The 12,775-nt window shown below is 72.3% G+C and carries 6 protein-coding genes and 1 pseudogene; 4 read left to right on the forward strand and 3 right to left on the reverse strand.

Annotated features, from left to right (window positions below; translation table 11 throughout):
- Together AAHZ94_RS16405 and AAHZ94_RS16410 are read left to right on the forward strand one after the other, a co-directional pair.
- On the forward strand, positions 1-805 hold an 805-nt coding region (locus AAHZ94_RS16405; RefSeq protein ID WP_349993629.1), incomplete at its 5' end, for a trans-aconitate 2-methyltransferase.
- Positions 802-1,164: pseudogene (locus AAHZ94_RS16410) on the forward strand (VOC family protein); the annotation flags it as partial. The gene AAHZ94_RS16405 and the pseudogene AAHZ94_RS16410, both read left to right, overlap by 4 nt.
- A gap of 276 nt (positions 1,165-1,440) precedes the next feature.
- Here AAHZ94_RS16410 and AAHZ94_RS16415 read toward each other — a convergent pair.
- Positions 1,441-2,130, reverse strand: coding sequence for a TetR/AcrR family transcriptional regulator (locus AAHZ94_RS16415; protein WP_349993633.1), 690 nt, complete (start codon positions 2,128-2,130; stop codon positions 1,441-1,443).
- Positions 2,130-3,131, reverse strand: a complete 1,002-nt coding sequence (locus tag AAHZ94_RS16420; RefSeq protein ID WP_349993630.1) for an acyl-CoA desaturase — start codon at positions 3,129-3,131, stop codon at positions 2,130-2,132. Before AAHZ94_RS16420 ends, AAHZ94_RS16415 begins: the two co-directional genes overlap by 1 nt.
- Before the next feature lie 316 nt (positions 3,132-3,447).
- On the opposite strand from AAHZ94_RS16420, the gene ppc reads away from it, so the two are divergent.
- The gene (gene ppc / locus AAHZ94_RS16425; protein WP_349993634.1) at positions 3,448-6,168 is read left to right on the forward strand and encodes a phosphoenolpyruvate carboxylase; all 2,721 of its coding nucleotides are present in this window, start codon (positions 3,448-3,450) and stop codon (positions 6,166-6,168) included.
- A gap of 240 nt (positions 6,169-6,408) precedes the next feature.
- Here ppc and AAHZ94_RS16430 read toward each other — a convergent pair whose 3' ends face one another.
- Positions 6,409-7,695, reverse strand: a complete 1,287-nt coding sequence (locus tag AAHZ94_RS16430; protein WP_349993631.1) for a sialidase family protein — start codon at positions 7,693-7,695, stop codon at positions 6,409-6,411.
- 536 nt (positions 7,696-8,231) lie between these two features.
- Between AAHZ94_RS16430 and AAHZ94_RS16435 the strand changes: the two genes are divergently transcribed.
- Positions 8,232-12,584 (forward strand): LamG domain-containing protein, encoded by a 4,353-nt coding sequence (locus AAHZ94_RS16435; protein WP_349993632.1) that lies wholly within the window; start codon positions 8,232-8,234, stop codon positions 12,582-12,584.
- Positions 12,585-12,775 lie beyond the last annotated feature (191 nt).

The following is a 12,775-nucleotide window of genomic DNA, read 5'->3' on the forward strand; positions in this document are numbered from 1 at the left end:
ACACCGCACGCGGCCCTTCATCGATCTGCTCGCCCGCATCCCCGACCTGCCGCAGCCGGCCGCGTCGGCCGGCCCCGACCCCCCAGCCGCCCGCCGCGGCCCCCGGATAGCTGACCTGGGCTGCGGCCCCGGCCACGTCACGGCCCTGCTCGCCTCCCGCTGGCCCGGCGCGCACATCACCGGGTACGACAACTCGGCGGACATGCTCCGCGAGGCCCAGTCCCACGCGGGTCCCACCGAAGGCGGCGGCCGTCTCGACTTCCGGCCGGCCGACGCCGCCACCTGGGTCCCCGACGAACCCTTCGACCTGATCGTCTCGAACGCGGCCCTCCAGTGGGTGCCCAACCACTCCGACTCCTTCGAGACCTGGATCAACTCGCTGACCCCGGGCGGCACCTTCGCCTTCCAGGTCCCGGGGAACTTCGTCTCGCCCAGCCACTCCCTGCTCGGCGAGCTGTGCGACACGCCGCGCTGGCGCCAACGGCTGGACGGCCACGGCCGCCGCTTCGTGCACATCCTCAGCCCGGCCGGCTACCTGGAACGCCTCATCGGCCTCGGCTGCACCGTGGACGCCTGGGAAACCACCTACGTCCAGGTGCTCACCGGCGCCGATCCGGTGCTCGACTGGGTCAAGGGCACCGCGCTGCGCCCGGTCCTGACGGAGCTGGCCGACGAGCCCGCGCTGGCCGAGGAATTCCTCGCCGAATACCGCGACCTGCTGCGCAAGGCGTACCCCCAAGGCCCGTACGGCACCGTCTTCCCCTTCCGCCGCATCTTCGTCGTGGCCCGGAGGGCAGACGGATGATCACCGCCGTCGACCACGTCCAACTCGCCGCCCCGCCCGGCAGCGAGGAGCGGTTACGGGCGTACTACGCGGGCGTCCTCGGCCTGACCGAGGTGCCCAAGCCGCCGGTCCTCGCGGCCCGCGGCGGCTGCTGGTTCACCGGCGGCGCCGTCACCCTGCACCTGGGCGTCGAACCCGGCTTCAGGCCGTCGGCCAAGGCCCACCCCGGGCTGCGGGTGCGTGACATCGAGGCGTTCGCGCACCGCCTCGCTGCCCACGGCGCGAAGGTCGTCTGGGACGACAACCTCCCCGGCCACCAGCGCTTCTACAGCGAAGACCCGGTCGGCAACCGCCTCGAATTCCTCGCCCCCCACCCCCAGGACCCACCCCCGCCACCCACACCCCAGCCCTCCACGGCCCGGGCCCCCGCGCCTGCGGCCCCCACCCCGGCCCCCGCCGTCCGGGCCGGTGGCCTGACCCCTCGACCCGACACCGATCGCCCCGACGCCGAAGGCTGACCCACCACCCCGACCACCCACCACGCCGGGCCCTGGGCCCCCACCCCACACAACCGGCCCGACCCCGCCCACCAGGCCGTTTCCGGCTCGGTGTGCGGGGTCGGGGTTGCGCCCGGTGGGCCCGGCGGGGCCCGGGGGTCAGTTCTTGCGGTGGCCGATCAGGCGGGGCTTGGGCTCCAGGCCGTCCAGGCCGTGCCAGGCCAGGTTGACCAGATGGGCGGCGACCTCCGACTTGCGGGGCTTGCGGACGTCCAACCACCACTGGCCGGTGAGCGCCACCATGCCGACCAGCGCCTGCGCGTACAGCGGGGCCAGCTTGGCGTCGAAGCCGCGGGCCTTGAACTCCAGGCCCAGGATGTCCTCGACCTGGGTGGCGATGTCGCTGATCAGCGAGGCGAAGGTGCCCGTCGACTGGGCCACCGGGGAGTCCCGCACCAGGATGCGGAAGCCGTCGGTGTACTGGTCGATGTAGTCCAGCAGCGCGAACGCCGCCTGTTCCAGCAGCTCGCGCGGGTGGCCGGCGGTCAGGGCACCGGTCACCATGTCCAGGAGCTGTCGCATCTCGCGGTCCACGACCACGGCGTACAGCCCCTCCTTGCCGCCGAAGTGCTCGTAGACCACCGGCTTGGAGACCCCGGCCTTAGCCGCGATCTCCTCCACCGACGTGCCCTCGAAGCCGCGCTCGGCGAAGAGCGTGCGACCGATGTCCAGCAGTTGCTCGCGCCGCTCCTTGCCGGTCATGCGGATACGGCGGGCCCGCCGGCCGCCGGTGCTGCCGGATCGGCTCCTGTTGCTGCTGGTGTTGCTGTCGATCGCCACGTCCTCCATCATGCCGCGCCGGCGGTGTCCTTCACTCGTTCGGCGGTGGTGTCCTGACGCCGGGCGTCGATGCGGTTCTCCGACGGCCAGCGCACGTCGTACGCCCAGCCCGCCTTCTCGAACCAGCGGATGATCCGCGCGCTGGAGTCGAGCTGGCCGCGCAGCACGCCGTGTCGCGCGGACGTCGGGTCCGCGTGGTGCAGGTTGTGCCAGGACTCGCCGCAGGAGAGCACCGCCAGCCACCAGACGTTGCCCGAGCGGTCACGCGACTTGAACGGGCGCTTGCCGACCGCATGGCAGATGGAGTTGATGGACCACGTCACGTGGTGCAGCAGCGCCACCCGGACCAGCGAGCCCCAGAAGAACGCGGTCACCGCGCCCTGCCAGGACCATGTCACCAGACCGCCGATCAGCGGCGGCAGACCCAGCGAGACGATCGTCCACAGCACGAACTGACGCGAGACCCTGCGCATCGCCGGGTCCTTGACCAGGTCCGGGGCGTACTTGTGCTGCGGGGTCTGCTCCTCGTTGAACATCCAGCCGATGTGCGCCCACCACAGGCCCTTGAGCAGCGCCGGAACCGTCTCCCCGTACCGCCACGGCGAGTGCGGGTCGCCCTCGGCGTCGGAGAACTTGTGGTGCTTGCGGTGGTCGGCCACCCAGCGGACCAGCGGGCCCTCGACGGCCAGCGAACCCGCGATCGCCAGCGCGATCCGCAGGGGCCGCTTCGCCTTGAATGAACCGTGCGTGAAATAGCGGTGGAACCCGATGGTGATGCCGTGGCAGCCGATGTAATACATCACGACCAGCAGTCCGAGATCCAGCCAGCTAACCCCCCAACCCCAGGCCAGCGGGACCGCCGCCAGCAGGGCGACGAAGGGCAGGAAGATGAACAACAACAGGGTGATCTGCTCGACCGATCCCTTGCTGTCGCCGCCCAGCGTCGCGGACGGAAGCATTGATTCCGGGGTTTTTGGCGCGTCGTCGATCACGTCGGGGCTTGCAGTCATGGGTTCCCTCAGAGGGGTCGGGACACGGCTACGCATACGTAACCTACGGCTACGTAAGTATGGCAGGGCCGCGACCTAGGACAAGGGGGCTGTGGATAACCGGCGATGCGGTGCCCCCGACCAGGGGACCTATCCTGGTGCGGTCGGACAGCGCGGTCCGCAAAATCGCCCAAAGTGCTCGTACTCGCAAGGAGCCGCACCTGTGAGCAGTGCCGAGACCGCCAGCAACACCAGCCCGGTCCCCGAAGACGCGCCCACCACGACCACTGCCGGATCGCCCGGGGAAGCCCAGGACGTCGCCCGCCGGGGCGCCGCCCTGCGGGCCGACATTCGTCGCCTCGGAGACCTGCTGGGCGAGACCCTGGTCCGCCAGGAAGGCCCTGACCTGCTCGATCTCGTCGAGCGGGTGCGTGCCCTGACCCGTACCCCCGCCACGGACGCGACGGCCGGCGACCAGCCGGGCGACACCGCGGCCGAACTGCTCGCCGCCACCGATCTCCAGACCGCGGCCAAGCTCGTACGGGCCTTCTCCACCTACTTCCACCTCGCCAACGTCACCGAACAGGTGCACCGCGGCCGTGAGCTGCGGGCCCACCGGGCGGCCGAGGGCGGCATCCTCACCCGCACCGTCGACCAGCTCAAGGACGCCGACCCGGACCACCTGCGGGAGACCGTCGCTCACCTGAACGTGCGACCCGTCTTCACCGCGCACCCCACCGAGGCCGCCCGCCGCAGCGTGCTCAACAAGCTCCGGCGCGTCGCCTCGCTGCTCGACCGGCTCGCCGCCGAGGGCGACAGCCGCCGCACCCAGCTCAGGCTGGCCGAGAACATCGACCTGCTGTGGCAGACCGACGAGCTGCGGGTGGCCCGCCCGGAGCCCGCCGACGAGGCCCGCAACGCCATCTACTACCTGGACGAGCTGCACGCCGGCGCCGTCGGCGACGTCCTGGAGGACCTCGCAGCCGAGCTGGAGCGGGTCGGCGTCGAGCTGCCCGCCGGCACCCGACCGCTGACCTTCGGCACCTGGATCGGCGGCGACCGCGACGGCAACCCCAACGTCACCCCCGAGGTGACCTGGGACGTGCTGCTCCTCCAGCACGAGCACGGCATCACCGACGCCCTCCAGGCCGTCGACGACCTGCGGGCCGCGCTCTCCAACTCGATCCGCAACGGCGGCGCCACCGACGAGCTGCTGGCCTCGCTCCAGGCCGACCTGGACCGGCTCCCCGAGATCAGCCCCCGCTACAAGCGCCTGAACAGCGAAGAGCCGTACCGCCTGAAGGCCACCTGCATCCGGCAGAAGCTCATCAACACCCGCGCGCGGCTCGCCGCCGGCACCCCGCACCAGGTCGGCCGCGACTACCTGGGCACCGCCGAACTCCTCGCCGACCTCCAGCTCGTCCAGGACTCGCTGCGCCAGCACCGCGGCCAGCTCATCGCCGACGGCCGCCTTGAGCGCACCATCCGCACGCTCGCCGCCTTCGGCCTCCAGCTCGCCGTGATGGACGTACGCGAGCACGCCGACGCCCACCACCACGCACTCGGCCAGCTCTTCGACCGGCTCGGCGAGGAGTCCTGGCGGTACGCGGACATGCCGCGCGACTACCGGCGCAAGCTGCTCGCCAAGGAGCTGCGCTCGCGCCGCCCGCTCGCCCCCTCGCCCGCCCCGCTGGACGCCGCGGGCGCCAAGACGCTCGGCGTCTTCAGCACCGTCCGCGAGGCGTTCGAGCGGTTCGGGCCCGAGGTCATCGAGTCGTACATCATCTCCATGTGCCAGGGCGCGGACGACGTGTTCGCCGCCGCGGTGCTGGCCCGCGAGGCCGGCCTGCTCGACCTGCACGCCGGCTGGGCCAAGATCGGCATCGTGCCGCTGCTTGAGACCACGGACGAGCTCCGCGAGGCCGACCGCATCCTGGACGACATGCTCGCCGACCCCTCCTACCGGCGGCTGGTCGCGCTCCGCGGCGACGTGCAGGAGGTCATGCTCGGCTACTCGGACTCCTCCAAGTTCGGCGGCATCACCACCAGCCAGTGGGAGATCCACCGGGCCCAGCGCCGGCTGCGTGACGTGGCGCACCGGCACGGCGTACGGCTGCGCCTCTTCCACGGCCGCGGCGGCACCGTCGGGCGCGGCGGCGGCCCCACCCACGATGCGATCCTCGCCCAGCCCTGGGGCACCCTGGAGGGCGAGATCAAGGTGACCGAGCAGGGCGAGGTCATCTCCGACAAGTACCTGGTGCCGTCGCTGGCCAGGGAGAACCTGGAGCTGACGGTCGCCGCCACGCTCCAGGCGTCCGCGCTGCACACCGCGCCCCGCCAGTCGGACGAGGCGCTGGCCCGCTGGGACGCGACCATGGACACGGTCTCGGACGCGGCGCACGACGCGTACCGCGCGCTGGTGGACGACCCGGACCTGCCGGCGTACTTCTTCGCCTCCACCCCCGTCGACCAGCTCGCCGAACTGCACCTGGGCTCCCGCCCCTCGCGCCGCCCCCCCAGCGGCGCCGGGCGCGACGGGCTGCGCGCCATCCCGTGGGTGTTCGGCTGGACCCAGTCGCGGCAGATCGTGCCGGGCTGGTTCGGCGTCGGCTCCGGTCTGAAGGCGGCGCGCGAGGCCGGGCTCGACACGGTCATCGACGAGATGCGCGAGCACTGGCACTTCTTCCAGAACTTCCTCTCCAACGTGGAGATGACGCTGGCCAAGACCGATCTGCGGATCGCCAGGCACTACGTGGACACCCTCGTCCCCGACGAGCTCAAGCACGTCTTCGCGGTCATCGAGGCCGAGCACGAGCTCACCGTCCGCGAGGTGCTGCGGATCACCGGCGGCAAGGAACTCCTGGACACCAACCCGGTGCTGAAGCAGACCTTCCGGGTGCGTGACGCCTATCTCGACCCGATCTCCTACCTCCAGGTCACGCTGCTGCACCGGCAGCGGCAGGCCGCCGAGCGCGGCGAGGAGGCGGACCCGCTGCTGGCCCGCGCGCTGCTGCTCACGGTCAACGGCGTGGCGGCCGGCCTGCGCAACACGGGCTGACCACCTCCGCGAACCCCGCGACCTGGTCGACCCCCCCCGCCCGGGGGCCGGCCCGACCACCGCACGCACGCGCCCGGGACGTCTCGTCTCGGGCGCGTTGTGCGTGGTGCGTGGTGGTGCGTGGGTGGTGCGCGGTGGGTGTGGGGTGGCGCGTGCGGGGTGGTGTGCGGTGGGTGTGGGGCGTGCGGGTTTACGCGGGGTGGCCGGGGCTCCCGCGCTTCTCGGCACCCCGGGGTGCCCTCAGCCGCAGTTCAGCGGGGTGCGGCGGAGTTCGATGCGTGCGCTGGACTTGGCGTCGCCGGTCTCGTAGAGGACGGCGACGGTCGACGGCCCGACCATCGCGAGGTCGGAGTAGGCCGCCGGGCCCGGGGCGATGGTGGCCGCCCGCTGCCAGGTGCGGCCGGAGTCCGTACTGCGCCGGAGCGTCAACTGCCGCCGTTCGCTGGCGTGCGCGGGGGCCGAGAACAGCAGGGCGGTGCAGTGGGCCCGGCCGGGCCCTGAGCCGCCGCCGGTGCCGGAGCCCGACCCCGAGCCCAGAATGGCGCCGAGGTCGAAGTCGGCGCGGGCGCTCGCAGGGTCGCCGCCGGTCTCCGTGTGCAACAGGGCGCCCTTGACGACCGGGGCGACCAACTCCGTACGGGGCCGGAAGGGCGCGGCGAAGCGCGTACCGCCGTCGGCGCTGTACGTGTCGAGCCGGGTCGCGGGGTGGCTGCCGCCCTGGTCGCGGGCGTTGACGTAGAGGCGGCCGTCGGGCAGTTCGGCCACGGCGTTCTCGTCCGGCCGCAGGGTGCCGTCCGTGTGGTGGTCCAGGGCGCCGATCCGCCAGCTCACGCCGTGGTTGTCGCTGTAGAGGAGATGCGCGCCGGCGCCGTTTGCCGTGGTGTGGTTGGCGGCCACCACCAGCCGCCCGGGGTGCTGCCGGTCGAGCGCGATGCCGTGCCCGGGCCCGGTCGCGTACCAGCGCCACTGCGCGCGCTTGACGCTCGCGGTGATCTCCGTGGCCCGTGACCAGGAGCGTCCCGCGTCGGTGCTGCGCTGGAGGTAGACCCGCCGGCCGTCGGCGGGCGCCACGGTGCCCGCCTCGATCTGCGGCTGGGTGACGGCGCCGGACTGCCGGGTGGTCAGCAGAACCACGTCCCCGCTGGCCGGGTCGACGACGGGGGCCGGATTGCCTGCCACGTTCCGCCCGTTGTCCGCGACCCGGGCGAGCGGCCCCCAATGACACCCGCCGTCCGTCGAGCGCCGACTCACCACCTCGATGTCCCCGTGGTCCGCGGCGCTGCTCCGCCGCCCTTCCGCAAAGGCAATCAAGGTGCCCTCGGCACGCACCAATGCGGGAATACGAAAGGTGTGGTAGCCACCGGTCCCCGAAACGAAGGGCGTGGAAACGGAACAGGTGGAGGCCGCCCGGCTCTTCTCGTCCGCGTCCCCGCCCCACATCTTCGCGGTGAGTGGAATGGCCGCGACGACCAATACGAGGGCGGCGGAGCCCCACGGGCGTCTTCGATGAACTAAGGCGTGGGTCATATGGGGACTATGTCATTCACCGGGGGGAGTTGACGGGTGATTGCGCCATTTACGTGACGGAGGCTGCCGGTCGGGTGAAGGGGGTGTGGAGGCCCGCTCCCGGCCCTGCCGTCCGCCTGGGTTCGGGTGGCAGCGAAGGGGGAACGGCGGGGCGGTGGCCTGGCAGAATTCCGACATCGCCGCTTCTCTTCCGGCCCGGCTCGGGTCTCCCCCGATGGGGCTCGTACGGCGTCGTGTCGGCGGGCCCGTGGATATTGATGGACGCGTAAAATTCATCTGCTGTTTTTCTCTCGGCTCTCCCGTTGAAGGTGATGCGTGAGCCGCGCCTCGCGGAAGTGCCTTCATGTGACACGCGTCACTCTCCCCTTTTCTGATGTTGCGGATGTTGGCGGCAATTAGCACGTTCTGTCGGCATAGCGCGGCATCCTTGCCGCCTCGTACGGTCACCGGCGCGCGACTTCTTTGCCCTGCATCACGTACGGGAAGGTAAGAGCGAAATGCCATATCGGGAACACCCGCGAAGACTCAGATCCGCGGTGGGGTGGTTACTTGCTTCGGTCGTCGTGGCCGGGCTCGTACCGGCAGGTCTGCCGGCCCACCCCGCGGCGGCGACCGGGCGCGGCGGCCAGGCCGCACCGGAGGAAGGGCGGACCGACGGCGCCGCCGAAGCCGGCGAACCGGTCCCGGAAGAGACCGCACTGCAACGGGCCAGGGCCACCGGCAAGAAGGTCGAGGTCACCACGGCGCGCACGGAGACCAGCGAGGTGTACGCCACCCCGGAGGGGGACCTGGAGGCCGTCGAGCACCTGCGGCCGGTCCGGACCCGGGCGGCAGGCCGCTGGCAGCCGATCGACACCACCTTGCGGGCGACGCCGTCGGGCGGGGTCTCGCCCCGCGGCGCCACGGTGGGCGTCGCCTTCTCCGGTGGTGGCCAGGGCCCGGCCGTACGGCTCGAACGGGCGGGGCGGAGCCTGTCGCTCGGCTGGCCCACCGCGCTGCCCGAGCCCCGGCTCGAAGGCGACACGGCCGTCTACGAGAACGTCATGCCGGACGTGGACCTGCGGCTTTCCGCCCAGCCGGACGGCTTCAGCCAACTCCTGGTCGTCAAGTCGGCCAAGGCCGCGACCAGCGCCGAACTCGCTGCGCTGCGCCTGCACATCGGCACGGACGGCGTGACGGTCCGGGAGACCGACCACGGCGGCGTCGAGGCCGTGGACCCCGCGGCCGACAGCCCCGTCTTCGAGGCGGCTGGCCCGATGATGTGGGATTCGAGCACCGCGGCCACCCCGGCGCCCGCCGACGCCGCCCGACCGGCGCCCACCGCGACCGGGCGGAAGTCGCCCGCGCACCCGACCGCGCAACCGGCGGCGCCCCGTAGGGCCGACGGCGCCGGTACCGAGCCGCCGGGCATGGGCGACACCGGCAAGCTGGCCCCGGTGGGGGTCGAAGTGGCAGCACAGGGAAAGGAGTTGGTGCTCACCCCCGACCAGCGGATGCTGACCGACCAGAGCACGGTCTTCCCGGTCTACATCGACCCGCAGTGGTTCACCCCGCGGGCCTCCGCCTGGACGGTCGCCTCGCGCTACTGGGCCAGCTCGCCGCAGTGGAAGTTCAACGGCGACCCCGATGCGGGCCTGGGCTACTGCGGCTGGGCCTACTGCAAGCCGAGCGACACCAAGCGGCTCTTCTACCAGGTCCCGACCGCCAAGTTCGCGGGCAAGCACATCCTGTCCGCCGAGTTCGTCGTACGCGAGACACATGCCGCGTCGTGCGAACCCCGTGGTGTGCAGTTGTGGCGCACCCAGGCGATTTCCCCCTCCACCACCTGGAACTCCTCCGACGACGCCAGTTTCTGGGTCGACCACCTGACGACCAAGAGCTTCGCCCACGGCTTTGAGGGATGCGCGGCAGCCGATGCCGAGTTCGACGCGCTCGGCGTCGTACGGCAGGCCGCCGAGCGCTCCTGGCCCACCACCACCCTCGGCCTGCGGGCCGCTGACGAAGGGGACAAGTACGGCTGGAAGCGTTTTGCTGACGATGCCTATTTGCGCGTCCGGTACAACCGGCCGCCTGCTCAGTTGAAGATGGCACAACTCACCATGGACCCGGGCGGCACCTGCCAGCGCGCGGACCGCAAGCCCTACGTCCGCTCACTGCCCACCGCCCGGGCGAGCCGGGTCACCGACCCCGACGGCGACTCCGTCAGCGTCCAGTTCCAGGCGTCCTGGGACGCCGGCGACGGCAAGGGGTGGAAGCCGCGCTGGACGTCGGCGCGCTCCACCCAGAAGCGGTCCGGCTCCGACTTCTCCATCAAGCTGCCGAGCAGCGTCCCGCAGGAGCGGATCGTCGAATGGCACGCCCGCGCCTGGGACGGAGCGCAGTGGTCCCCCTGGAGTTACGAGGGCTCGGCCACCGGCTGCAACTTCATCCTCGACAACAAGGTGCCGGCCGGACCTGCCATCACCTCGGCCGAGTACCCGCCGTCGGTCAGCGGTGACGCGGACGAGCCGTGGCAGGACGGCGTGGGCCGCTACGGCACCTTCAGCATCGACTCCGCCTCATCGGACGTGACCCGCTACTGGCTGGGCGTCAACGAGACCCAGAGCGCCAAGCACACCCTCACCACTTCCGGCGGCGGCGCCCGCACCACCCGCTTCATGCCCACCGCCCCCGGCGTCAACTTCGTGGTGGCCCAGGCGTTCGACGCTGCGGGCAACGCCAGCGAGCCGCGCACCTACTACTTCAGGGTCCGCGCCGGGCAGCCCGAACGCACGGCGTGGGACCTGGACGAGAAGGACGACGCCACCTCGGTGAGCGGCGCGGGCGGCAGTTGGCCGGCCACCCTGTCGGGCGGCGCCGCGCCCGGTGGCACCGGGGTCATCGGCGGCGCGCTGCACCTGGACGGCGCGGACGACCACGCCGCGACCGTGTCGCCCGTACTGAACACCGGCAAGAGCTTCTCGGTCTCGGTGTGGGCCAAGCTGCCCGAGGAGCCCCGCGAGAAGCCGGCCGTGGTCATCTCCCAGGGCGGCAACCACACCAGCGGCTTCGAGATCTACTACTCGTACTCCGCCGGCGGCTGGGCGCTGACCCGCCACACCTCGGACGCCAGCAGCGGGGCCGGCTTCGTCCGGGCCGCCCAACCGGCCTGCCCCACCGGCGACACCGCGTGCGGCAAGGCGCGTCTTGGCACCTGGACCCACCTCACCGGCGTCTACGACCGGCCGAACGAGCGGCTGCTGCTGTACGTCAACGGCGTCCTGGTCGGCTCGAACGCCTACACCCAACCCTGGGACGCGCGGGGTCGCACCCTGCTGGGGGCGGTCAGCCTCTACGGCACCGTCGAAGGCCACTTCAAGGGGGAGCTGGACCAGGCCGAGCTCTTCGACTACCCGCTCAACGCCGGGCAGGTCGCCGGACTGCACGACAAGAAGCAGGTGACCACCCAGGGCCGGCCGGCGAAGGTGGTGTGGCCGCTGGACGAGCCGGCCGGCGCCCCCACCGTCGACGGCCGCGGCCAGCAGGTCTCCGGCGCCATCGGCGGGGGCGCCCGGGCCGGCGCGCCCGGTGTGAAGAACACCGCACTCGCCCTGGACGGCGTGGACGACCAGGTCAGGACCGGGCAGCCGGTGCTCGACACGTACCAGAGCTTCGCGGTGTCGCTGTGGGCCAAGGTGCCGGCCGACAAGGAGAACCGGTCCATGACCGCCGCCGCGCAGGGCGGTGACCACCAGCGCGGCTTCGAGCTCTACCACTCCTCCGGGCTCGGCGGCTGGGTCTTCCTGCGCGGCACGTCCGACACGCCCGACGGCAGCACGGTCCGGGCCTCCCAGCGGGCGTGCCCGGAGACCACGCCCAACTGCCCCGCCGCGCGCCTCGGGGAGTGGGCCCACGTCGTCGGCGTCCACGACCTGGACGCCCGGAAGGTGCGGCTGTACGTCAACGGGAAGCTGGAGGCCACCGAGGACTTCACCACGCCGTGGGCGGCCTCCGGCCCCCTCACCCTCGGCGCGGTGGACTACCCGACCGGCAGCGGCAGCTTCCTCAAGGGGGCCGTGGACGAGGTCCGCCTCTACGACCGGGCCATCTCGGGCGACGAGGTGCGACAGCTCTTCAAGCAGCGCCCGCTGGTCAAGGGACGCTGGAAACTCGACGCGGCCACCGGCTCGCCGGCCGGCACGCCCGACGATTCCACCACCCGCCGGCCCATGACCCTCCACAACGGCGCCCGTACCGGACCCGGTTGGGTCGACGCGGGCGGCCTGACCCTGGACGGGGTTGACGACTACGCCGCGACGGCCGGCTCGCCCATCGACAGCAGCGCCAGCTTCACCGTCGCCGGCTGGGCCCAGGCCGCCGCCAAACCGACCAGGCCCGCCACGCTGATCAGCGCGGACGGCAGCCGGCACAGCGCCTTCGCGGTGCGCTACGTGCCCGACAAGGCCAAGCCCGACGGCCTCGGCAGGTGGCGCATCACGCTGCCCGACGAGGACACCGACCAGGCGACCGAAAGCGTCGTGGAGAGCGGCCAGTTCAACCACGTCAGCGAGTGGAACCACCTGGCCGTGGTCTACGACGGCTTCGCCGGCCGGCTGAGCCTGTACGTCAACGGCCAGTTGGAGGAGGCCGTCTGCGCCGACACCGACGCGGACGGCGCGGCCGACGACACCACGTGCACCTCACGGGTCTCCTGGGCGGAGAACGCCGTCGCCTTCAACGGCACCAAGACGCTGCAACTCGGCCGCTCCAAGAGCGCGGGAGCCTTCGGCGACTACTGGCCGGGCGCCGTCGACGACGTCTGGGCCTTCCAGGGCGCCCTGACCGACACCCAGATCGAGTACCTGGCCGGCGGCTGGCCCGGGGCACCCACCGAGGTCCCGAGCCCCTGACGGCCCGGCCGGCCCGGCCGCCGCGCGGGGGCGGGGCACCCGGGGACCCGCGTCCCCGCCCCGCCCCGGCGCGGGGCGGCCCCCCCCCCCCCCCCCCGGGCCCCCGCGGGGGCCCGGCGGCGCCCGGCGCCTCTTATGCGCCATACAGACGTGACCTGTACGCGCCATTACGACTAGGGTGACCTGCACTG

Origin of the sequence: Streptomyces sp. HSW2009 (genome assembly GCF_040240285.1) — a bacterium.
In the GTDB taxonomy this organism is placed as follows: domain Bacteria; phylum Actinomycetota; class Actinomycetes; order Streptomycetales; family Streptomycetaceae; genus Streptomyces.